Genomic DNA, 22,712 nt, shown 5'->3' with positions numbered 1-22,712 from the left:
CCGAACGGATGGGTTTTAGTTCAGCGACCGCCCGGCCAGTCCGGACGGATCCTCCGGGCGGAACGCCGAATCCTGCCGCTGCCCGGTGGTTCGATCTGAACTCTGTACGGCAGGAGCGGGGGACCCACAGGTAAGTCGCCGGACCGGAGTTCGCGCCTCAGGGCGCGGGCGTCCAGGGCCGGCTTGGGGTGAAGCCGCGCATGCGGCCGGGCAACTCCAGCCCGAACCCGACAGCTCACCTCGCAGGCGTCGGAGAGGAAACTTCCATGCCTGCTCAGGCTCGTCGTATCGCCCTGCCCCGCGCCGCCCGCATCGGCATCGCCACCGCCGTCACCGGTGTCTCCTTCGTCCTCCCGCTGGTCACCGCGGTGAGCGCCCAGGCCCACACCGCTCCGGCCGCCCCCTCCGCCCCGGCTGCCGCCGCCACCGTCGCCGACGCCAAGCCGGCCGGCCAGGCCGCCCCGGCCGCCGCGCACGAGAGCTACCGCGTCATCAGCGGCGACACCCTGTCCAAGATCGCCGACGCCAAGCACGTCGACGGCGGCTGGCAGGCGCTGTACGAGCAGAACCGCTCGGTCGTCGGCGCCAACCCGAACCTGATCTACCCGGGCCAGCAGCTCGCGCTCGCCGGCCACGCCGCGGCCCCGTCCGCGGACGCCGCCCCGGCCGCCCCGGCGAAGCCGGCCGCTCCCGCCGCCCAGACCGCCAAGCCGCAGGCCCAGGTCCAGGTCAAGACCGAGGCCGCCAAGCCGGCCGCCCCGGTGCAGACCCAGGTTCAGACCGCCGCCCCGGCCCAGGCCGTGACCGCCGCTCCGGTCGCCGCGACCTCCGGCTTCGTCGCGCCGCTGGCCAACCCGCAGCTCGGCACCGCCTACGGCGTGGCCGGCTCGATGTGGGCCTCCGGCCACCACACCGGCCAGGACTTCATCGCCTCCACCGGCACCCCGCTGCGCGCCGTCGCCAACGGTGTCGTGGTCAAGGCCGGCAACGGCGGCGCCTACGGCAACGAGGTCGAGATCAAGCTCGCCGACGGCCACTACGCCGAGTACGCGCACCTCTCCGTGATCGGCGTGACGATCGGTCAGACCGTCACCGTCGGTCAGCAGATCGGCCTCTCGGGCGCCACCGGCAACGTGACCGGCCCGCACCTGCACTTCGAGATCCGCACCGGCTCGGAGTACGGCTCGGACATCGACCCGGTCGCCTACCTGCGCGCCCACGGCGTCGCGCTCTGACCCCTCCGGGGTTTCAGTAACCACCGCTGCTGCGGAGCGAATCGATCCTCCGGGATGGTCATGTCGGGTGACCGCTCGACCGGGTGATCGCCGCACAGTGGTCATGGGCGCGGGACACGCCCAGGCCGGCCCGGCTCGCGGGACAATCCTCCCTCGCGAGCCGGGCCGGCCGTTGTCGTTTCCGGGTGCGGCCGCTGCTGTGCGTGCGAGGGGTTGCCGGCCCGGTCAACTCCCCTGCGGGGGAACGGCGGTGGGCCCGGTTCAGCTCCGGTGGGCCGGCTGGCCGTACCGGGCGGCGGCCAGCAGGTCGTGCATCCGGTGGCCGAAGTCCTCGGTGTCGCGGGCCGGTTCGGGGAAGACCAGGCGGACGTCGCGGTGGCCGTCCGGGTGGTCCAGGCGCAGCACCAGGCCGTGGCGGTCGAGGGCGAGCGGGCGGACGTCCGGGTTGCGGACGAGCAGTACCGGGTCGAGCAGCCGGGTGAGGACGTCGAGCGCCTCGGCGTGCTCGTCGGCGAAGTGGGTGAGCATCGCGGCCTCGTGGCGGGCCATCGGGTCGGCGGCGGCGAGGGCGAGGTCGGCGCCGGTGACCGCGCCGGTGCGGTACGGGGTGGCGAGGACGGCGTGGGCGACGTCCACGTGCAGGTGGACGCTGAGGCCGTCGTCGGCGAGGTGGGCGAGGTGGAGCCGGCCGGCCAGGGTGAGGCGGGCGCGGACGCGGTCGCGGACGGCGACGGGGGAGACGTCGGTCACGTCGAGGACGACGGCGAGGCCGTCGGTCGCCTGGGCGGCGGCCAGGGTGAGCGGGGCGTCCAGCGGGGCGCGCAGCCGAAGGCGGGAGCCGTGGGCGGAGACCGGGGTGTCCAGGTCGTGGTGCTCGCCCAGGGCGCGCACCGTGAGCGAGGAGGCCGTGCTGAGCAGGCTGTGGATCCGCTCGGCGGTGGTGGGCTCGGGGACCTCGGCGTCGCCGGTGGGCAGGCTCATGGGCGGACCTCCAGGTAGTTAGGTGAGCCTAACCTAATGTCGCCGTCGGGGTGTGGCAAGCGGGACACCGGAACTCGCCGTGGGGGGCATGCCGTGGGCCCGGACATGCCGAGGGCCCGGACGCGGCGTCCGGGCCCTCGGGGTGGCGGGAGTGTCAGCCGATGACGGCCTGGGCGTCGATCTCGACCAGCATCGGCTCCTGCGGGAGCTCGACGAAGACGGTGGTGCGGCAGGGCTTCACGCCGCCGGGCTTGATGTTCTCCTCGATGAACTCGGCGTAGACCTCGTTCATCAGCGGGAAGTCGGCGCGCTTGGTGAGGTAGACGCGGAACATCACCACGTCCTCGATCGTGGCGCCGCCGGCCTCGACGATCGCCTTGACGTTCTCCAGGGTGCGCCGGGTCTGCGCCTTCACGTCGCCGCGGTGGAGGTACTCGCCGGTCCCCGGATCCTGCGGGCCCTGGCCGGAGACCTGCAGGATCGGGCCCTTGCGCACGCCCTGGGAGAACGTCCAGGCGGGGGCGGGGGCGCCGTCGGTGCGGATCTCGACCTTCCGGTCGGTCTGGGGGTGCTCGGCGGACATGGGACTCCTCGGAGGTTCTCGACGGTTCGTCAGTGGTGGTCGGGGCGGCCGCAGTCGGCCGAGACGGCGCGGGCGGTGGCGAGCAGCTGCGGGAGGAGGTCCAGCACCCGCTCGTACGGGAGCACGACGTCCGGGACGGAGATGGAGGCGGCGGCGACGACCCGTCCGCTGGCGTCCCGGATCGGCGCGGCCACGCAGTTGATGAAGGCCTCGTACTCGGCGCGGTCCTGCGCCCAGCCCTGGAGGGCGACCCGCTCCAGCTCGGCGAGCAGCGCCTCGGGCGAGGCGAGGGTCCGCTCGGTGTGCGGGGTGAAGTCGATCCCGGCCACCACCCGGCGGCGCTCGGGCAGCGGCAGGTCGGCCAGCAGCACCTTGGAGACGGCGGCGCTGTGCAGGGCGGCGCGCAGGCCGATCCGGGAGTACATCCTGACCGGGTGGCGGGAGTCGAACTTGTCGATGTAGACCACCTCGCCGCCCTCGTACGCGGCCAGGTGCACGGTCTGGCCGGTGGCGGCGTTCAGCTCGGCCAGGTGCGGGGCGGCGATCCGGCGGACGCCGCGCTGCTCCAGGGCCAGGCCGGAGAGGGCGAACAGGCCGGCACCGAGGTGGTAGCGGTAGGCCGGGTCGCGGTAGACGAATCGTTCCTCTTCGAGGCTCTGGAGCAGCCGGAGCACGGTCGTCTTGTGGACGCCGAGCACCTCGGCGAGCTGGTCGAGGGAACGTTCGCCCTCGCCGAGCTCGGCGAGGATGCGCAGGGCGCGGCTGACGGTCTGGCTCATCGTGCTCCGCTTCGAGGGCTGGGGGTCCCGCTCATTGTGCCGGGGCCCGGTCGGCCGGTGTGCGGGGCCCGGGTGGTGCGCCGGGTGCCGCCGGCAGGCGGGGGCGGGCCGGTGATGCCGTCCGGGGGCAGGGCCGGGCCGGTGATGCCGTCCGGGGGCAGGGCCGGGCCGGTGATGCCGTCCGCGGTGACCCGGGTGGCGGCCCAGTGCGCGGGGGAGGCGTCGAGCAGGGCGGCCACCACGGCGGCGGGCGGCAGTTCGGCCTGGTCGCCGTGGGCGGTCAGCGCGCAGGCCGCGCTCAGGTGGCCGAGCCGCAGCCGGCGGCGCTGGTCCAGGCCCCGGAGGGTGCCGGCCAGGTAGCCGGCCGCGAAGGCGTCGCCCGCGCCGGTGGCCTCGACCACCTCGACGGCGAGGGCCGGTTCGGTGACCGCGGTGCCGTCCCGGTCCAGGGCGGTGACCTGCCGGTCGGCGTCCTTGACCACGAGCGTGGCGGGGGTGGGGAAGCGGCGGCGCAGCGCGGCCGGGTCCCCGGTGCCGAAGGCGGCCTGGGCCTCGTCGGAACCGAGCAGCAGCAGGCCGGCGGCGTCCAGCAGCGGCGGCAGCACCGCCGGGTCGCGGTCCCGCCAGAGCGCGGGGCGCCAGTTGAGGTCGAAGCTGACCGTCCGGGTCGGCCGGCGGTCGGCGAGCAGGGCGTGCAGCAGGGCCAGGCAGTCGTCGGAGAGCGCGGCCGTGATGCCGGACAGGTGCAGCAGGCGGGCACCGGCCAGCAGCGCGGCGGCGGCCGGGTCGGCGAGCAGGGCGGGGGAGAGCGCGGCGGCCGCGGAGCCGCGCCGGTGGTAGTGCAGCCGGCTGCGGCCGGGGCCGAGGTCCCGGTCGTGGCCGGTGGTGCCACCCACCTCCTTGAGGTAGAGGCCGGTCGGGCGGTGCGGGTCGACCGCGACGGCCGAGACGTCCACACCGCGCGCGGCGACCTCGGCGACCAGCCGGCGGCCGAAGCCGTCGTCGCCGACCCGGCTGATCCAGGCCGTCGGCACGCCGAGGGCGGCCAGCGCCCCGGCCACGTTGGACTCGGCGCCGCCGACGGCGAGCCGGAAGTTCTCCACCGACTCCAGCGGTCCGGGGCGGTCCGGGAGCAGCACGGCCATCGACTCGCCCAGGCACACGGCCGTCGGGGCCGGGCCCGGGGTGTCCTGTCGCGGCATGTGCGGGGCTCCTCGTCTGCGGCCGTTCCGTCGAGAGCGGGCCGGCTCCGTCGACCGGGGCCGTGGGTCGACTCCGGGACCGACTCCGTGGGCCCGGTCCGTCGCCTGGTCCACTGGTCCACCGGCCGGGTCCGGTGGTGGGGGCCGTGGGCGGGTCCGGTGAGCGTGGGTCAGTTCCGTTGACCGTGATCCGGCGCCGATGCTAGAACCGTGCTGCCAGCATGTGCAACCCGCGTTGCACATGTTGCAACATGGCGGATGGAGGAAGACGGTGGAGCAGACCTTCGCGAGCGCCGGCACCGGACCGGGCATCGCCGGCGGAGCGGTGGCGGCCCTGGCCGACGAACCGCTGGACTGGCGGTTCAAGGCCGCTCCACCCGAGTCTCCCCCGGCCTGGCGGCCGGGAGGTGCCCCCAGGGGACGCACCGTACGGGAGTGGCTGGCCGACGGCCCGACCCTCTCCTCGCTCGGCACCCCGCTGCTCACCCTGGACGGCGCCGCGCTCGACCACAACGTCCGCACCATGGCCGACTGGTGCGCCAAGGCCGGCGTCACGCTCGCCCCGCACGGCAAGACCACCATGGCGCCCGCCCTCTGGCAGGCGCAGCTCGACGCCGGAGCCCACGGCATCACCCTCGCCAACCTGCCCCAGGTGCGGGTCGCCCGGGCCTTCGGGGTGCGGCGGATCCTGCTCGCCAACACCCTGCTCGACCCGGCCGGGCTGGCCTGGCTCGCCGACGAACTGGCCGCCGACCCGGCCTTCGCCTTCCTCTCCTGGGTTGACTCCGCCGAGAGCGTGCGGCTGATGGACGAGGCGCTGCGCGCCGCCGGGGCCGAGCGGCCGGTCGAGGTGCTGGTCGAACTCGGCGGCCCCGGCGGGCGGACCGGTGCCCGCGGCGTGGACGCCGCCGTCGAGGTCGCCGCCGCCGTGCTGCGCGCCCCCACCCTGCGCCTCGCGGGCGTCGGCGGGTACGAGGGCGCGCTCGCCCACGACGCCACGGCCGACGGACTGGCCACCGTCCGGGACTACCTCCGCACGCTGGCCCGGCTGCACGGCCGGCTCGCCGGCGCCTGCCCGGACGACGCGCCACCGGTGGTCACGGCCGGCGGCAGCGCCTACTTCGACCTGGTGGTCGAGGAGTTGGCGGCACTCCCGGACGCCCTCGTGGTGCTCCGCTCCGGCGCGTACGTCGCCCACGACGACGGCTTCTACCGGGGCATCTCACCGCTCGCCCGGGCCGACGGCGAGGCGCCGTTCCGCGGTGCGCTGCACGGCTGGGCCCGGGTGATCTCCCGCCCCGAACCGCAACTCGCCCTGCTGGACGCCGGCAAGCGCGACCTGCCCTTCGACGAGGGCCTGCCCGAACCGCAACGGGTGCGCGGCGGCGCCGAGTTGACCGGAACGGCGGCCCGGATCACCGCACTCAACGACCAGCACGCCTTCCTGCGCGACGCGGGCGACCTCGCCCCGATCGGCGCGGTGCTGCGGCTGGGCGTCTCGCATCCGTGCACGGCCTTCGACAAGTGGACGGCGATCCCGGTGCTGGACTCCGCGGACGCGGCGGAGCCGAAGGTCACCGGGCTGGTCAGGACGTTCTTCTGATGGCGGGCGAGAGAACGGGCCCGCGGCGGACACCGGCCCGGACGGCTCCGGCCCCGACGGCCCTCCGGGGCGGCGGCGGTCCGGAGGCCGCGACGGTCTTCCGGGGCGCCACCGTCGTGGACGGCACCGGCGCGGACCGCTACCGGGCGGACGTACGGATCGCCGACGGCCTGATCACCGCGATCGGCGACCGGCTGGACGCACCCCGGGTGGTGGACGCCGACGGCCTGGTGCTGACCCCCGGCTTCATCGACATGCACGCCCACTCCGACCTCGCCCTGCTGCTCGAACCCGAGCACCCGGCCAAGGTCACCCAGGGCGTCACCTGCGAGGTCCTCGGCCAGGACGGCCTCTCCTACGCCCCGGTGGACGACACCACCCTGCCCGGCCTGCGCCGCCAACTCGCGGGCTGGAACGGCGATCCGGCCGAGCTCGACTGGGACTGGCGCGACGTCGCCGGCTACCTGGACCGGCTCGACCGCACCGGCGTCGCGGTCAACACCTGCTACCTCGTCCCGCACGGCACGCTGCGCACCCTCGTCATGGGCTGGGCCGACCGCCCGCCCACCCCGGCCGAACTCGACCGGATGCGGCAGGTGTTGGCGAGGAGCCTGCTGGACGGCGCGGTCGGCATGTCCAGCGGCCTCAGCTACACCCCCGGGACGTACGCGGACACCGCCGAACTGGTCGAGCTCTGCGTGATCGTCGCGGCCTACGGGGGTTTCCACGCACCGCACCAACGATCCTACGGGGACGGAGCGTTGGAGGGGTACGAGGAGATGGTGGAGATCTCCCGGCGGAGCGGCTGCGGGCTGCACCTGACCCACGCCACGATGAACTTCGGGGTCAACCGGGGCCGGGCCGGCGAGTTGCTGGAGCTGGTCGACCGGGCGCTGGCCGACGGCGTCGACCTCACCCTGGACAGCTACCCCTACCTGCCCGGCTCCACCACCCTGGCCGCCCTGCTGCCGAGTTGGGCCACCGCGGGCGGACCGGCGGCGACCCTGACCAGGCTCACCGACCCGGCGCAGTGCGCCCGGATCCGGTACGAGGTGGAGGAGAAGGGCAGCGACGGCTGCCACGGCGTGGTCACCGACTGGGCGACGATCCAGATCTCCGGCGTCCGGTCGGCGGAACTCGCCCCGGCCGTCGGCCGGACCGTCGCCGAACTCGCCGTCCAGGAGGCGCGGACCGGCACGGAGGTCTTCCTGGACCTGCTGCGCCGCGACGAGCTGGCCACCACGATCCTCCAGCACGTCGGGCACGAGGAGAACGTCCGGGCGATCATGCGCCACCGGGCGCACACCGTCGGCAGCGACGGGCTGCTGGTCGGCGCCCGTCCGCACCCCCGGGCCTGGGGCACCTTCCCGCGCTACCTCGGCCGCTACAGCCGGGAGTTGGGCGTGCTGACGCTGGAGGAGACGGTCGCCCGGATGACCGGCCGGCCCGCCGCCCGGCTGGGCCTGCACCGGCGCGGCGTGATCGCCCCCGGCCACCACGCCGACCTGGTGCTCCTCGACCCCGAGCGGGTCCGGGACGCCGCCACCTTCGAACACCCCCGGCGGCCCGCCGAGGGCATCGAGTACGTGTACGTCAACGGCACCGCCGTCGTCCGGCAGGGTCGCACCACCGGAGCCCGCCCCGGGCGTGCCCTGCGCCGCACCGATCGAGGGACCCGAGCCGCATGAAGACCCTCTCCGCCCTGCGGGACGACCGGGTGATCGCGGTGGTCCGCGCGCCGAGCATCCCGGACGCCGCCGCGCTCTGCGCCGCGCTCGCCGCCGGCGGCATCACCTGGACCGAATTCACCTGCACCACACCGGAGGTGACCACGCACCTGCGGCGCGCCGCGCGGGCCGGGCACCGGGTCGCCGTCGGCACCGTGCTGACCGCGGAGCAGGCCGAACGGGGGGTCGCGGCCGGAGCGTCCTTCCTGGTCACGCCCGGCTGCCGGCCCGAGGTCGCGGAGGCCGCCGGGGCCGCCGGGGTGCCGGTGGTCCTCGGGGCGCTCACCCCGACCGAGGTGGCCCGGGCGGTGGACCTCGGCGCCGCCGCCGTCAAGATCTTCCCGGCCAGGGCGTTCGGCCCCGGCTACTTCAAGGACCTGCGCGGCCCGTACCCGGACGTCCCGCTGGTGGCTTCCGGCGGGGTGAACGCGGGCAACGCCGCCGAGTTCCTGGGGCAGGGCGCGCTCGCGGTCTGCGCGGGGACGGACGTGGTGCCGCCGGAGGCGGTCGCGGCGGGGGACTGGGCCGAGATCACCCGGCGGGCCCGGGCGTTCACGGCGGCCTGCGGGGCGGCGCAGGCTTAGGCGGGCGTGGGGGAGACCCGGTGAAAGGGGCGAGGCGGGCTGTCGGGACGGCCGGGATCGGACGAGAATCGGTGGCACCCCGGTTCGGCCGCCGGCCGAGTCGGGCCCGGCTCAGCCCCGCCCGGGTGCACCCCGGGCCAGGACCCGGCAGGAGGACCCCGCCCATGACCTCGACCCGCCCCGGCCCCGACTGGCTCGCCGACGCCGTCCTCTACCAGATCTATCCGCAGACCTTCGCCGACTCCGACGGTGACGGCATCGGGGACTTCGCCGGCATCGCCGAGCACCTCGACCACCTCGCCTGGCTCGGCGTCGACACCGTCTGGCTCAACCCCTGCTTCGCCTCGCCGTTCCGCGACGCCGGGTACGACATCACCGACTACTTCACCGCCGCCCCGCGCTACGGCAGCACCGAAGGGCTGGTCGCCCTGGTCGAGGCCGCGCGCCGACGGGGCATCCGGATCCTGCTGGACCTGGTCGCCGGGCACACCTCCGACCGCCACCCCTGGTTCCTGGCCGCCGCGCAGGACCCGTCCGACCACCGCTACATCTGGTCCGACCGGCGGGTGGACGGCTTCGTCGCCTCGCCCGGCAGCCGCCCCGGCTGGTACCGGCCGAACTTCTTCGACTGCCAGCCGGCCCTCAACTTCGGCTACGCGCGCAGCAGTCCGGAGGAGCCCTGGCGTCAGCCGGTGGACGCCGAAGGCCCGCGGGCCAACCGGGCCGCGCTGCGCGACATCATGGCGCACTGGCTCGGCCTCGGGGTGGCCGGCTTCCGGGTGGACATGGCGTACTCGCTGGTCAAGGACGACCCGGGCAAGGCCGAGACCGGCAAGCTCTGGACCGAGCTGCGGGACTGGCTGGACCGCGCCCACCCCGACGCCGCGCTGTTCGCCGAGTGGGGCGAGCCGGCCGCCGCCGTCGCCGCCGGCTTCCACGCCGACTTCTTCCTGCACTTCGGCGGCGAGGACCACGGCCTCCCGCTGCGCTCACTCTGGAACAACAACGGGGGGACGGTCGAGGAGTTCTGGCACCAGGAGGCCTGCTACTTCGAGGCCGAGGGCCGGGGCAGCGCGCAGCCCTTCCTGGACGCCTGGCGCTCCGCGGCCGAACTCACCGAAGGCAGCGGGCACATCGTGCTGCCCACCGCCAACCACGACTTCTCCCGGCTGGCCGCAGGACCGCGCACCCAGGAGCAACTCGCCCCGGCCTTCGCCTTCCTGCTCACCTGGCCCACCCTCCCGGCGGTCTACTACGGCGACGAGATCGGCATGCGCTACCTGCCCGGCCTGCCGGACACCGAGGGCAGCGTGCTCGGCCCGCGGTTCAACCGGGCCGGTTCGCGCACCCCGATGCAGTGGACGCCCGGTCCGTCGGCCGGCTTCTCGACGGCCCCGGCCGATCGGCTCTACCTGCCGGTGGACCCGGACCCGCGCCGCCCGGACGTGCTCTCCCAGCGCGCCGACCCCACCTCGCTGCTGCACACCGTCCGGCGGCTGATCGCCCTGCGGCGGTCGCACCCGGGGCTGGGCACGGCGGGCGGGGTGGAGGTCCGGCACTCCGGCTACCCGCTGGTGTACACCCGGGCCGGGCGGTACCTGGTGGCGGTCAACCCGCGGCGGGAGCCGGGGGCCGTACGGCTGGCGGACCTGCGTCCGGGGGAGTCGCAGGGGGTGCGGCAGGGAGTGCCGCAGGGGGTGTGGCCGCTGGACGCGCAGGGCGTGCGGGTGGCGGACGGGGAACTGCGGGCGGACGGGTTCTCGTACGGGGTGTTCGAGCTGCGCTGAGCGCGGGAGAGGGGAGCCGGCCGGCGGGGCCGGCTTCCGCCCACCGTCAGATGGTTGTAAGCTACATCCGTAGACGGTTGCATTTGCCATCTTAATTGGTTGCATTTACCACCCTCTATGCGACATGCGGAACACTCACCGGAGGACGGTACGAACGCCATGAGCACACCCCAGAACCCCGCCGCGGCGCCCGCACCGGGGCACTCGCTCAAACACCTCGCCGTCCACCTGATCACCCCGCTGCTGATGTGCCTCGGCATGGCACTCGCCTACCAGGGCGCCTTCCACCAGCCCGAGCCGCACCACCTCGAGGTCGCCGTGGTCGGCACCACGCCGCAGGCGCACGGGCTGGCACAGGCCATCCGGGAGAAGGCCGGGGACGCGCTCGACGTCCGCACCGTCGACGACCGCGCCACCGCCGAGCGGCAGCTGCGCGACCGCGACCTCGTCGGCGCCTTCGTGCCGGACGCCAGGAGCCCCGAGCTGATCGTCGCCAAGGGCAACTCGGACACCTCCGTGGTGGCCGCCACGGCCGTGTTCACCAACGTCACCGACAAGCAGGGCGTCCCGCTCCACCTCACCGACCTGACCACCCCCGCCGAGGGCGACCCGACCGGCCAGGGCCTCTTCTTCCTGCTGGTCGCGCTGAGCATCGGCTCGTACGCGAGCGTGGCGGTGATCGGCGCCGCCGGAGCCGCACTGAGCATGCGGGTCCGGGTGCTGGCCGGGGCGGCGGTCTCCCTCGTGGTGAGCCTGATCGGGATCGTCACCGCCGGGCCGGTGTTCCACGTCGTCGACCACGACCTGGCCGCGGTCTGGGCACTGGGCTGGCTCTACTCGGCGGGCATCGTGCTGATCGGCGTCGGCCTGCACAGCTTCCTGCGGAAGTGGACCACGCTCACCATGATGGTGCTGTTCGTGATGCTCAACTTCACCTCCTCGGGCGGCATCTACCGGCCCGAGCTGCAGAACGGCTTCTTCGGCGCCCTGCACGGCTTCTGGACCGGCGCCGGCTACCTGGAGGGCGCGCGCAGCATCCTGTACTTCGACGGCGGCGCGGGCCTCGGCGGGCACGTGGTGACCCTGCTGCTCTGGCTGCTGCTGGGCGGGGCGGCCGTGGCGGCCGCGGCGCTGTACGAGGGCCGAGGACGCCGCGGAGCCCGTCCGGCGGAGACGGCGGAGACGGCGGCGGAGGCCGAGGAGGAGATGGAGGAGGCGGTCGCGGTCTGACCGCACCCCCGCAAGGCTTCACCCGTGTCAGGGCATCGGCGCCGGGTGGGGATTCGCGGCCCGCGCCCGGCCCTGGACAAGCCGGACGCGGGCCGCACGCATCGGCCGACGGGGTCAACGCCGGCACGGGGCCCAGGGCGCGGTCCGGTACGCGGTCCGGTACGCGCGGCCCGGGCCGAGGGTGGGTCGAGGCCGCCGGAAAACCTACGAAACCGGGTTTCCGGCGCCAAGGGTGCGCGCCCGAACGAGAGGTACCCTGCCGGAGACGTCCGACCCGGCGGTGGCCCGCCGGTGGCGATCGAGGAGGGGTGTGGGGTGACGACCATCGGCGGATCGACCCCGCTGCTCGACGCCGCCCTCGCGCCGCTCACCGACCTCGGGCGGGCCGACGCGGTGGCCCGCCGGATCACCGAGGCGATCGCCCTCGGCCTGGTCGCCGCCGGGGACCAACTGCCCAGCGAGAACGACCTCGCCGACCAGCTCGGCGTCGCCAACGGCACCGTCCGGGAGGCGCTCGCGCTGCTCCGCGAGGCCGGCCTGATCGAGACCCGGCGCGGCCGCAACGGCGGCAGCTTCGTCCGCACCCCCGTCGAAGGCTCCGAACACCTCCGGCTGGCCCGGCTGCGCGACCTCGCCACGGCCGACCTGCGCGACCTCGGCGACGAGGAACTGGCCGTCTTCGGCACCGCCGCCCGACTGGCCGCCGAACGCGCCGCCTCCGCCGACCTCGGCCCCCGGCTCACCCGCCTGGTGCACGAGCTGCGCGAGGCCACCGGGCCCGCCGAGCGGTGCCGCGCCGACGCCCGCTTCCACATCGAACTCGCCGTCGCCGCCCAGTCGGTGCGCCTCACCCGGCTCGCCGTCCGGCTGCAGGCCGAGCTCGGCCCGCTGCTCTGGCTGCCCGCCCCGTACGGGCCCGACCAGGAGCGGTTCGCCGAGCAGCACCAGGAGATCCTGGTCGCCGTCCTGGCGGGCGATGCGGCGGGTGCCCGGGTCGCGGCGGAGACGCACGCCGTCGCCGGTGTGCACCAGCTGGTCCGGGGGCACCTGGAGTTGGCGGAGGTCGGCTGACCGCGGGTCGGGCGGTCGGTGCCGGTGTGGTGGCCCGCAGGGCGCGGTGCGGATGCGGTGCGGGTGCGGGTGCGGTGCGGGTGCGGCCCATGACATTCAGTGTTGGAGGTTTCAGCCGGTCCGCTTCCCCCGGGCGGGTGGCTCGGTGAAGCAGCAGTCCCCGCAGAGCCCGGCGCCCGATCCGACCCGGTAGTAGAGGCAGCAGCTGGTCCGGCGGAACGCGGTGCCGCGCGGGCCGGTGCGCAGGGTGCCGGTCCCCGCCAGTGGCGGGCGGTCCAGCAGCTCCGCGACCAACGCCCGTGCGGCGCCCGGCGCGTGGGGGTCCAGCACCCGCAGCGTGCCGGCCAGTGCGGAGGCGGAGTTGCCCAGCAGCAGGCGCGGGGAGAGTGGCGCGGCGGCCCGGACGGCTGCCGCCAGCGGCTCCAGCCGGCCGACCAGGACGGCCGCGTGGAGCTGGTCGGCCAGGGTGCCGGGGGAGGGACGGGCCGGCTCCGACGGTGTCCAGAGATCGAGCGGGCCCTGGTCCGGGATCCGTACCCAGGCGCGCTCCAGCGTCGGGACCGTGCCCAGCAGGACGGCCGAGCCGAGGCCCACCGACCAGAAGCGGGCGGCCAGCCCCAGGTGCAGGATCGAGGCGGCGACCCGGGGTTCGGCGGTGCCGAGCCGCTGCGCCACCACCCGGATCCGGGCGGCCAGCGGCGCGTCCGGGCCGGTGCCGAACAGCTCGGCCAGCGGGCGGAACCCCTCGGGCGGGGTGCCGTCGGGGGAGGTGTCCAGCGCGAAGTACGGGCCGACGGCGGCGAGCCGGGCGTAGTCGGGCGGGCGTGGCCCGGGCGCCGGGGCCGAAGGGTCGGATGAGGGGGCCGACGGGTCGGGCGCGGGGTTCAACGGCCCTCCCCTGTGAGGCCGTTGAACCCCGCGCCGGCTCGGGACGGCCCGGGTGCGGTCGGGCGGTCGGGCGACATCGGGGCCTCCTGGGGGTCCGGGACGGGGGCGGCGGCCGGGCGGCGGCGTGCTCCCCGCGGACGGACCGGGAGGCCCCGGAGGGCCCTGGTCGGGAGGGGTCAGCCGCGCACGGTGAGGTCGCCACCGGTCGTGCGGATGAACGGTACCGTGCCCTGGCAGTCGGACACCGGCTGGCCCAGCGCGCCCCAGATCCAGCCGAGCCGGTCCCCGTGCCGGCCGTTGTCCTCGACCGAGAGCGAGACCTTCTGGCCGACCACCTCCAGGCCTGGGAACCAGGGCGCCTCGCCCTTGGTGATCACCCCGGTGGCGATCGCCTGCCGGCCGCCGACGCCGAGGCAGGTGATGTCCCCCTCGAAGTCGGCGACCAGCCGGCCGTCGTGGTGCACGTGGCGGACGTGGAAGTGGCCGCGGGTGCCGCGCGGGTCGGTGTTGGTGGCGGCGCGGGCGTCGACCGAGATCCGGACCGGGTCGCCGGCGAAGTCGTTGAACGCCGGGGTGAGGACGGTGTCGCCGGTGCCGCGCACGCTCACCGCGCCGAAGTCCTGCGCGGCGACGGCGAGTTCCCCGCCGGACACGGGCGCGGACACGGGCGCGGCGGAGGCCGGGGCGGCAGTGGCGACCGTCGCGGCCAGCAGGAGGAGCGAGGCTGCGGCGGTGGCGAGGCGACGGTTCATGGCGGTTCGTTCTCCTTCGGACGGTTGCTTCGACGAGTACGAGTCTGCTGCGGACCGGCCGGGCGATCCTCCCGCTGCGGAGGGGAGTTGGCGGAGCACTCCTCCCACCCGGGGAGGAGTCAGGCCTCCCCCGGGAGAGCTGCCCCGGGTGATCTGACGTGGATGATCTGCCCCGTAGGCTCGGCCGGGTGCGCACCGAATCCCCCTCCCACCCCGTACGGCGGCGTTCCGTACGGCTTCGGCGGCCGTTCGCCGTCCTGGCCGCCCTGGTCCTGGCGGCGCCCGTCGTGCTCGCCCACCCGGGCGAGCACGGCCCGGCGCTGCTGCTCGCCCTGACGGCGGCGCTGGCCGCGGTGGTGGCGCTGCTGCCGTGGCCGAGCGGGCGGGTCGCGCCGGGCGCGGCCGCCGGGCTGGTGGCGGGCGCCTCGCTGCTGCTCGACCTGCTCTACCGGGGGCCGTACCGGCTGCCCGCGTTCTGGCTGCCCTTCGAGTGGCTGGCGCTGCTCGGGGTGCTGTTCCGGGTGGTCCGGCGGCTGCCCGACCGGTGGGCGGGGGCGGTCGGCGGACTGGTCGGCTCTGCGGCCGTGGTGGTGCCGCTGCGGTTCGCCCTCCGGACGCCGCAGGGCGGTGCGGCCGGCCCGGTGATCGGTGTGCTGCTCTCCCTGCTGCCGGTGCTCGGGGTGGCCGGGGCGGCGCTCTACCTGCGGGTGCTGGACGCCCGCCGGGAGCGGGCGGTCGAACGGGCCCGCCGGGAGCAGCGGCTCGACGTGGCCCGGGGGCTGCACGACTCCGTCGCCCACGAGGTCACCGGCATCGTGCTGGAGGCGCAGGCGGGTCAACTCCCGGGCCAGGAGCCGGCGGAGACCGCCGCGCTGCTGCGCCGGCTGGAGGAGGCCGGGCTGCGGGCGCTGGACTCGATGGACGAGATGGTCGGGGCGCTGCGCGAGCCGCGGGGCGGCGGCCCGGACGGGCGCGGCGGGCGGGAAGGACCGGCCGGGCACGACGTCGGGGCGACCACCCGCCGGTTGGGCCTGGCCGACCTCCCCGAGTTGGTCGGCCGCTTCGGCGCGACGGGCGGCGGCGGTCTGCGCGCCACCGTCGAGCTGGCCCCCGGCGTCGCCGACCTGCTCCCCGCCGAGGCCCAGGCGACCGTCTACGCCGTCGTCCTGGAGGCCCTCACCAACATCCGCCGGCACGCCCCGCAGGCCACCGAGGTCACCGTCCGGGCCGCCCCGGACGGTGATGGCGGGGTCCGGGTCACCGTCACCGACAACGGCGGCCCCGCCCGCACGCCGCTGCTGGGCCGCCGTCCCGGCTCCGGCGGGACCGGACTGGCCGGCCTCACCGCCCGCGCCGCGGCCCACGGGGGCTCGCTGACGGCGGGCCCGGTCGAGCCTGCGGGCTGGCGGGTCGGCTGCACGCTGCCGGCCGCGTGATCGCGAACGCCCGCGGTGGCGCCCGCAGGCGGCGCCGGCAGGGGGCCGGCGCCACCGCGGCGGGTCGGCCGAGCCGCGAGGGCGGAGCGGTCAGCGGCCCCGGCCGCCGCCGCGGGTGCCGCGCGGGCGGGTCAGGGTGAAGCGGTCGACCGGGACGAGGTCGCCGTACGGGCCGCTGACGGCGTAGTAGGTGACGGCGATGGTGGTCTGTCCGCCGCGCTGGCCGGGGTCGACGTCGAAGGACGCGAAGCCGTACGGGTTGTCGGCGTCGCGGAAGGCGGACCAGGGAGCGTCCTCGATCACGTACACCGGCGGGCGCTTGCCGGTGGCCGGGTCGACGGCGCCGACGCCGGTGATGACCCGGGCCTTCGGGGGGTTGAAGAAGAGCTGGTTGGACGGGACCGAAGTCCCGCCGCCGCCGATCACCATGTGGACGGTGCCCTTGGTGGTGTCGATGGTCTGGGTGCCGGTGGCGACCGGGATCGGGGTGCGGGTGTCGGTGGGCTGCTGGCCGCGGATCGGGTGCGAGCGCTCGTAGTGGTGCTCGTGGCCGCAGACGACCAGGTCCACGCCGTACTTGTCGAACAGCGGCACCCAGGCCTCGCGCACGCCGAGGTCGGCGCCGTTGAACTTGTCGGCGGTGGAGATCACCACCTGGTGCATGCAGACCACGATCCAGTCGATCCCCGGGTCCGCGTCGGCGGCCGCCAACTCCCGCTCCAGCCAGCGCTGCTGGGCGCCGCCGGAGTAGCCGTGGACGTAGGAGTTGCCGGCGTCCTGGAGGGCGACGTCGTCGTTGTTGAGGCTGATGACGCGCACCGAGCCGGCGGTGAACGCGTACCAGAGGCCGTGCAGTTCGTCGTCCGCGCCGGCGTTCGGCAGCTCGAAGTAGGCCTGGTAGGCGCCGTAGCCGATCGGGCCGTTGCCCTTCTCGTTCTCGTGGTTGCCGGCCGCGGGCATCCAGGGGCGGTGCCGGGCGGAGCGGGTGTTGTTCTCGAACCAGTCGGACCAGGTGCGGACCCGGTCGGTGGCGATGTTGGCGTAGCAGAGGTCGCCGTTGAGCAGGTGGAAGAGCGGGGCGATCCGCTCGACCCCGGCGGTGGTGTCGCCGGCGGCGGGGCTGCCGAGGTTGTCGTTGGCGTAGCCGTTGGCGGTCTTCTTGCCGAGGGTCGGGGTGCCCTGGTCGCCGAAGCTGGTGAAGGTGAACGCGGAGCGGCCGCGCGGGGCGGTGCGGACGGTGCCCAGTTCGGGGGTGGTGCCGTCGTGGACGGCGGCGTAGACGTAGTCCGTGTCCGGGTGCAGGCCGGTCAGCCGGGCGTGGTGCACCTGGACCTCGGTGCCGGAGGCGGCATCCCGGTAGGTGCGGGTCGCGGCCTGCGTGGTCCGGCCGAAGCCTCCGTTCGAAGTCCCGTACATCACCCGGGGGTTGGCCACGGACCGGGTGGTGTGCCAGGAGACCACCACCTCGCGGGAGGCGTCCGAGCCGAACTGGAGGTGCAGCCCGGCCACCCGCGGGGCGCCAGAGCGCCCGGGCCGCTGCCACAGCAACGGGGAGGCCGCCGGGGCCGGGGGAGCCGCGGCGGCGGGGGTGGCGGCGAGGCCGGAGAGGGACACGGCGCCACCGAGGCCGAGGCCGGAGGCGCCGGCCAGGAGCCCGCGCCGGCTGACGGGGGGACGTCCACTGGAAGCGTTCATGGCCGTCAGCTCACCGTACGGAGGTGAACCGCGCCGGGGCCGCCGCGTGAACTTTCCGGCCGGTCGCGGGGTGAGTCTTCCCGCCGGTCGCCGCGGGAACGTTCCGTCCGTCACCGCGGGAGCGTCCCGTCGGCCGGTGCGTGGCAGACTGCTGGACGTGACGAGTGCGAACGGTGGGTCCCCGCGGGTGATCCGCACCCTGATCGCGGACGACCAGGAGGCCGTGCGGCGCGGCGTGCGGCGGATCCTGGAGGCGCAGCCGGACATCGAGGTGGTGGGGGAGGCCGCGGACGGGGCGGCCGCGCTGGAGCTGGCGGGCCGACTGCGGCCGGACGTCGCGCTGGTGGACATCCGGATGCCGAGGGTGGACGGGCTGGAGGTGACCCGGCGGCTGGCCGGGCCGGGCGTGGCCGAGCCGGTACGGGTGGTGGTGCTGACCACCTTCGACCTGGACGAGTACGTCTACCCGGCGCTGCGGCACGGGGCTTCGGGGTTCCTGCTGAAGCGTTCCGGCCCGTCCCTGCTGGCCGAGGCGGTGCGGGCGGCGGCGGACGGGGAGAGCCTGATCAGCCCGTCGGTCACCGTCCGGCTGCTGCGGCACGTGACGGCGCCGCGCCGGCCGGAGCGTCGGGGGCCCGTGGCGGCGGTGCCGCTGACCGAGCGGGAGGTGGAGATCGCCGGCCATGTCGCGGAGGGCCGTACCAACGCGGACATCGCCGCCGAGCTGTTCATCTCGCCGGGGACGGTGAAGACCCACGTCGCCAGCATCCAGCGCAAGCTCGGGGTGGCGAACCGGGTCGGGATCGCCGTGCACGCCTGGGAGATGGGCTACGCCGGGTCGGTCTAGCGCTGCTCCGTAGGGGCCGGTCGCGCGGCCGCGGACGTGGAGAGCGCGCCCACGGAGACGAGGGGATGCTCCGTGGACGCGCGGCGGAACCTGCGAGGCGGGGGTGGCCTCCGGACGTCACGTCCTCCGGCCGAAAGTTCGATCGTCGACCGAGGTAGAAATGCCAGCGGCAGACCCTGATCCGTCTCGATCTGTCGCCACTGCCTCCTGCGGTCGAACTCCTTCAGCTACCTCGCAGGTCCACCTCCCATCATGCGCCTCCCACGCCGCGTGCACCAGGGGCGAACAGCATGAATTCGGGCAATTTTCGCAACTCCGTGGCAACCGGTCGGCTCAGGGCGAGGGCCATCCGTCCACGAAGCTCAGCGTCCGGTGGTACGGCCCCTGCGGACCGGTGCTGCGGTAGTCCTCCGTGCTGCTGCCGGTGCGCACGGTGCGGTCGCCGTCGTGGCGCCGGGCGGTCGGGCGCAGGGTGTGGTCGACGGTGGAGCGCTCGGTGACGTGGCCGCCGGTCGCCGCGGTGGTCTCGCGGTGGTAGCCGAGGTCCATGGCGGTGGTCTGGTCGGTGTTTCCGGCCGCGTCGTGGCTCACCTTGTAGGTGACGTCCAGGGGTTCGCCCTCGTGGACGGTGGTGGTGCGGTGCGGCCCGCCGCCCCAGGTCGAGGTGGTGCGGGTGAGGTCGGTGGCGTTGTGCAGTGCCACGTCGTTGCCGCTGTCGCGCAGTTGCTGCCCGGAGCGGAACGAGAGGTCGTCGCGGACCTCGGTGGTGATCCGGCCGTGCGAGGTCTGCACCCAGCCCCGGGCGAGGTCGTGCCGGGCGGCGGTGACGGTCCAGTCCCCGCTGCCGCCGCCGTGGTCGGCGAGCGCGGTGCCGACGGCGGCCTCGGGGGCGACCCGGCGGTCGGTGAGCTGTCCGGTGGTGCGGGTGGCGCCGTGGTCGACCTCGGCGAAGAGGTTGACCTGGCCGGTCCACACGTCGTTGCTCTGCGCCTCGGCCGCGTTCACCGTGACGCCGACGGTGTGCGGGCGGCCGTCGAGCAGCAGGCCGACGTACGGGGTGAGGTCGAGCCGGTAGGCGGGCAGGTCGAAGGCGAAGACGCCGGGGACGGGCCGCCACAGCAGCGGGTCCCAGCCGCCGGTGTAGATCACCGGGTACGGCCAGACCGCGCCGGCCACCGTGCCGTCGACGGTGAGCCGCAGCTCGCGGAACGGGCCCTTGCCGCAGAGGCCGAGGCCCGGGTTGGCGGCGACGAAGGCGTCCGGCGCGGAGGCGTACGCGAACTCCTCGCAGGCGCCGCCGCCCCGGGTGTAGACCTCGGCGGTGAGGCGTTCGAGGTTCTGCGGGAAGGTGAGGTCGCGCCCGGCGGAGGGGGCGGCTCCGGTGAGCGCGAACGGCCCGGTGGTGAGCAGCCGGTCGGCGCCGCGGGCGGCCGGCCAGCGGGCGTCCGCGGTGTAGAAGGTCAGGCTGGCGGTGATGGTGAAGACACCGGTGTAGGTGGCATCGGTGACGTTGGCGAGGTCGAAGGAGAACTCCTGCGGACCGGCCGCGAGGAGCGGGGCGTAGCGGGTGACGTCGTGCTCGACGTTCCACTCGATGCCGTCCTTGGACGGCTCCGGAGTGGAGGAGAGCAGCACCTGGACGCCGCCGACGCGGACGCTGAAGATCCGGTCGAACTGCCGCCCGGCGACCTGCCCGTGGAGGTCCAGCACCACCGCGGACCAGGGGCCGGCGCAGTCGGCGGGCGGGGTGAGGGTGGCGGTGTACGGGGTGTCGGGCGGGTTGCCGTAGCCGTCGCGGAACTCGCGTCGGTGCATCGCCTCGACGGTGCAGGAGCGGGTGTCCGGGCGGGTCAGGGGCTTGGTGGCGGTGACCGGGTCGTGGTAGTCGGTGCCGAAGTCGGCGTGGGCGGGGCCGGCGGCGGTGATGGTGCCGGCCAGGGTGAGGACGGCGGCACCGAGTAATCCGGCGGCGCGGCGGAGCAGCGGGCGCAGGGCCATGGCAGGTCCCGGGGTCGGGCGGCCCGTGGCGCTGCCGCGGGCCGGAGGGATGATCCGGCATCCTTCCGGCGGTGGCATGCCAGCGTCAAGGGTGGTCGTCGGGGTGGGGCGGGTGCGGGGCGCGGGGTGCGGTGGGCCTCGGGGTGTGGTGGGCCTTCGGTGCGGGGCGAGGGGTGCGGCGGCCCGGGGCGAGGGGTGCCTTCCGCTACGCCTCCTCCAGCGCGGCCGCCTCCTGCCGGATGAGGTCGCGCAGGCCGGCCAGCCGGGGCCTGCGGTCGTCCAGCCGCCACTGCATCTCCAGCGGCAGGGTGGCCCGCCCCTCCAGCCGTACGGTGGCCACGTCCTCGGTGAGGTGGCCGGTCATCGAGCCGGGCACCAGTGAGAAGGCGCGGTTGCGGGCGAGCAGGTAGAGCCGGGAGCCGACGATCCGCGGCGGGCTGACCAGCACCGGCGGGTCGACGCCGTGGTCCCCGCACAGCCCGAGCACGTGGTCGTAGTAGCGGGGGTGCTGCTCGCGCGGCCACAACAGCAGCGGCAGGTCGCGCAGTTCGGCCAGTCGCAGGCTGGCCCGGCCGGCCAGCGGGTGGTCCCGGCCGAGGGCGACGAGCACCGGCTCGTCGGCGATCCGCTCCAGCCGGTAGCCGTTCACCTCGTCCAGGAAGCGGCCGAGCCCGATGTCGGCGAGTTCGCCGGCCAGGGTGGTGGAGACCTGGCCGGTGTCGACGGCGAGTTCGGCGGTGTCGAGCGCGGGCAGCTCCTGCTCGGCCCGGCTGACCACGGCGGGCAGCAGCCGGTTCACCACGCTCGGCGAGGCGACGATCCGGGCGGTGCCGAGCCGGGACTCCTCGTGCAGCCGGACGCGGACGAGCAGGGTCTCGGCCTGGCCGAGCAGCCGGGCGCTCTCGGTGGCCATCACCTCTCCCGCCTCGGTGAGCGCGACGGAGCGGCGGCTGCGGTCGAACAGCTCGACGCCGACGGTCCGCTCCAGCCGGGCGACCTCCTGACTGACCGTCGGCTGCGAGATGTGCAGCCGTTCGGCGGCCCGGCCGAAGTGCAGCGTCTCGGCGACGGTGAGGAAGACCTCCAGCTGACGCAAGGTGAAACCCATGGCCGTCAGGGTAGACGAAGCAGGGACGAATGGTGGACGAACCAATAGGTGTCGGCCTATCACAAACCCCAGGACGCATTCTGGATCCCGATGCGAACCGTCCATACGCTGATCAGCACGTTGCCCCGCCGCAGTGGCATCTCACAGAGAGTTCGCGACATGACCGGACTGCCGCCCAGCACCCCCGCCGCCTTCTCCGCCGCCTCCGCCCCCGGCTCCTCCGCCGGTCCGGCCGCTCCTGCCGTCCACGTCGCCGAGGAGGTCGTGCGGGCCCTCGCCGACGGCCGGCCCGTGGTCGCCCTGGAGTCGACCATCTTCACCCACGGCCTGCCGCGCCCGCGCAACCTGGCGGTCGCGCTGGAGGCGGAGCGGCAGCTGCGGGAGGCGGGCGTCGTCCCGGCGACCATCGGCGTGCACGCCGGGGTCCCGACGGTCGGCCTCACCACCGAGCAGATCACCGAACTCTCCGCCATCGACGGCCTGGACAAGGTCAGCCTGCGCGACCTGCCGGTGGTCGCCGCGCTCGGCCGGCACGGCGGCACCACCGTCGCGGCCACCGCCTTCCTGGCCCACCGCGCGGGCATCCGGGTCTTCTCCACCGGCGGCCTCGGCGGCGTCCACTTCGGCGCCTCCGAGAGCTTCGACGAGTCGGCCGACACGACCACCCTGGCCGCCACCCCGGTCACCGTGATCAGCGCCGGCGTGAAGTCGATCCTCGACATCCGGGCCACCCTGGAGCGCTTCGAGACCTTCAACATCCCGGTCATCGGCTACCGCACCCGCAAGTACCCCGGCTTCTACGTCACCGACTCCGGCCACGAGATCAACTTCAGCGTCGAGTCGCCCGAGGAGGCCGCGAAGGTCATCGACGCCCGCGACCGGCTCGGCCTGCCGCAGGCCGTCCTGATCGCCAACCCGGTCGACCCGGCCAAGCAGCTGCCGCCGGAGGAGCTGGACGGCATCCTGGCCCGCGCCTGGGCCGAGGCCGAGCGCCAGGGCATCACCGGCAACGCCGCCACCCCCTTCCTGCTCGACCACATCCAGCGGGACACCGGCGGCCGCAGCCTGGAGGTCAACGTCGAGGTCTACCGCGGCAACGTCCGGCTCGGGGGCGAGATCGCCATCGCGCTGGCCGCCGCCGCTGCCGCTGCTTCCGCCGGTGGGCCGGCCGGCCGCAACTCCGTCGCGCAGACCGGGGCCTGAGCC

General features: G+C 75.1%; 19 protein-coding genes and 1 riboswitch. Of the genes, 10 read left to right on the top strand and 9 right to left on the bottom strand.

From position 1 onward, the window contains the following. Positions 1-83: 83 nt before the first annotated feature. A riboswitch (cyclic di-AMP (ydaO/yuaA leader) is annotated at positions 84-264 on the top strand. A gap of 2 nt (positions 265-266) precedes the next feature. Continuing rightward, positions 267-1,235, top strand: a complete 969-nt coding sequence (locus ACYP53_RS35525) for a M23 family metallopeptidase (protein WP_459650486.1) — start codon at positions 267-269, stop codon at positions 1,233-1,235. A gap of 261 nt (positions 1,236-1,496) precedes the next feature. Here the strand turns inward: ACYP53_RS35525 and ACYP53_RS35520 are convergent, their stop codons facing one another. The 4 genes from ACYP53_RS35520 to ACYP53_RS35505 all read right to left on the bottom strand — a co-directional run bounded on the left by ACYP53_RS35520 (position 1,497) and on the right by ACYP53_RS35505 (position 4,780). Further along, a complete protein-coding gene (locus ACYP53_RS35520; protein ID WP_459650485.1) occupies positions 1,497-2,216 on the bottom strand; it encodes a DUF2470 domain-containing protein in 720 nt (239 codons plus the stop codon). A 154-nt stretch (positions 2,217-2,370) separates the two neighbouring features. Then, positions 2,371-2,799 (bottom strand): RidA family protein, encoded by a 429-nt coding sequence (locus ACYP53_RS35515; protein WP_189917388.1) that lies wholly within the window; start codon positions 2,797-2,799, stop codon positions 2,371-2,373. Positions 2,800-2,828: 29 nt separating this feature from the next. Continuing rightward, entirely contained in the window at positions 2,829-3,578 is a 750-nt protein-coding gene (locus tag ACYP53_RS35510) for an IclR family transcriptional regulator (protein ID WP_459650484.1), read from the bottom strand. After that, complete coding sequence (locus tag ACYP53_RS35505; protein WP_459650483.1) at positions 3,575-4,780, bottom strand: sugar kinase; 1,206 nt, start codon at positions 4,778-4,780, stop codon at positions 3,575-3,577. The genes ACYP53_RS35510 and ACYP53_RS35505 overlap by 4 nt, the downstream gene beginning before the upstream one ends. Positions 4,781-5,051: 271 nt before the next feature. Here ACYP53_RS35505 and ACYP53_RS35500 point away from each other — a divergent pair, with 271 nt between their 5' ends. The 6 genes from ACYP53_RS35500 (at position 5,052) to ACYP53_RS35475 (ending at position 12,782) form a co-directional block, all read left to right on the top strand. Further along, positions 5,052-6,383 (top strand): alanine racemase, encoded by a 1,332-nt coding sequence (locus tag ACYP53_RS35500; protein WP_459650482.1) that lies wholly within the window; start codon positions 5,052-5,054, stop codon positions 6,381-6,383. Further along, on the top strand, positions 6,383-8,071 hold the full coding sequence (locus tag ACYP53_RS35495) for an N-acyl-D-amino-acid deacylase family protein (protein WP_459650481.1): 1,689 nt from the start codon (positions 6,383-6,385) through the stop codon (positions 8,069-8,071). Before ACYP53_RS35500 ends, ACYP53_RS35495 begins: the two co-directional genes overlap by 1 nt. Beyond that, a complete protein-coding gene (locus ACYP53_RS35490; protein ID WP_189917399.1) occupies positions 8,068-8,694 on the top strand; it encodes a bifunctional 4-hydroxy-2-oxoglutarate aldolase/2-dehydro-3-deoxy-phosphogluconate aldolase in 627 nt (208 codons plus the stop codon). The genes ACYP53_RS35495 and ACYP53_RS35490 overlap by 4 nt, the downstream gene beginning before the upstream one ends. 164 nt (positions 8,695-8,858) lie before the next feature. Then, positions 8,859-10,481, top strand: coding sequence for an alpha-amylase family glycosyl hydrolase (locus ACYP53_RS35485; protein ID WP_459650480.1), 1,623 nt, complete (start codon positions 8,859-8,861; stop codon positions 10,479-10,481). Between the two features lie 159 nt (positions 10,482-10,640). Next, the gene (locus tag ACYP53_RS35480; protein ID WP_189917403.1) at positions 10,641-11,711 is read left to right on the top strand and encodes a hypothetical protein; all 1,071 of its coding nucleotides are present in this window, start codon (positions 10,641-10,643) and stop codon (positions 11,709-11,711) included. 315 nt (positions 11,712-12,026) lie between these two features. After that, complete coding sequence (locus ACYP53_RS35475) at positions 12,027-12,782, top strand: FadR/GntR family transcriptional regulator (protein ID WP_459650479.1); 756 nt, start codon at positions 12,027-12,029, stop codon at positions 12,780-12,782. A 111-nt stretch (positions 12,783-12,893) separates the two neighbouring features. On the opposite strand, the gene ACYP53_RS35470 is transcribed toward ACYP53_RS35475, so the two are convergent. Together ACYP53_RS35470 and ACYP53_RS35465 are read right to left on the bottom strand one after the other, a co-directional pair. Then, positions 12,894-13,670, bottom strand: a complete 777-nt coding sequence (locus ACYP53_RS35470) for a (2Fe-2S)-binding protein (RefSeq protein WP_459650478.1) — start codon at positions 13,668-13,670, stop codon at positions 12,894-12,896. Between the two features lie 176 nt (positions 13,671-13,846). Further along, entirely contained in the window at positions 13,847-14,422 is a 576-nt protein-coding gene (locus ACYP53_RS35465; RefSeq protein ID WP_459650477.1) for a hypothetical protein, read from the bottom strand. Positions 14,423-14,610: 188 nt separating this feature from the next. Here ACYP53_RS35465 and ACYP53_RS35460 point away from each other — a divergent pair, with 188 nt between their 5' ends. Then, positions 14,611-15,858: a sensor histidine kinase gene (locus ACYP53_RS35460; RefSeq protein ID WP_459650476.1), complete on the top strand. Its 1,248-nt coding sequence runs from the start codon at positions 14,611-14,613 to the stop codon at positions 15,856-15,858. Positions 15,859-15,948: 90 nt separating this feature from the next. On the opposite strand, the gene ACYP53_RS35455 is transcribed toward ACYP53_RS35460, so the two are convergent. After that, positions 15,949-17,553 carry a purple acid phosphatase family protein gene (locus tag ACYP53_RS35455; RefSeq protein ID WP_459650475.1) on the bottom strand — a complete coding sequence of 535 codons (1,605 nt, stop codon included), beginning with the start codon at positions 17,551-17,553 and terminating at the stop codon, positions 15,949-15,951. 157 nt (positions 17,554-17,710) lie between these two features. On the opposite strand from ACYP53_RS35455, the gene ACYP53_RS35450 reads away from it, so the two are divergent. Further along, positions 17,711-18,400 (top strand): response regulator transcription factor, encoded by a 690-nt coding sequence (locus ACYP53_RS35450; protein ID WP_308437577.1) that lies wholly within the window; start codon positions 17,711-17,713, stop codon positions 18,398-18,400. Positions 18,401-18,733: 333 nt separating this feature from the next. Here the strand turns inward: ACYP53_RS35450 and ACYP53_RS35445 are convergent, their stop codons facing one another. Further along, a complete protein-coding gene (locus tag ACYP53_RS35445; RefSeq protein ID WP_459650474.1) occupies positions 18,734-20,398 on the bottom strand; it encodes a peptide-N4-asparagine amidase in 1,665 nt (554 codons plus the stop codon). A gap of 205 nt (positions 20,399-20,603) precedes the next feature. Beyond that, complete coding sequence (locus ACYP53_RS35440; protein ID WP_459650473.1) at positions 20,604-21,506, bottom strand: LysR family transcriptional regulator; 903 nt, start codon at positions 21,504-21,506, stop codon at positions 20,604-20,606. Positions 21,507-21,665: 159 nt separating this feature from the next. On the opposite strand from ACYP53_RS35440, the gene ACYP53_RS35435 reads away from it, so the two are divergent. After that, complete coding sequence (locus ACYP53_RS35435) at positions 21,666-22,709, top strand: pseudouridine-5'-phosphate glycosidase (protein WP_459650472.1); 1,044 nt, start codon at positions 21,666-21,668, stop codon at positions 22,707-22,709. Positions 22,710-22,712 lie beyond the last annotated feature (3 nt).

The organism is Kitasatospora sp. Ki12 (genome assembly GCF_054601375.1).
The sequence above is the reverse complement of the archived record's forward strand: the minus strand, read 5'-3'. Positions and strand labels throughout refer to the sequence as shown.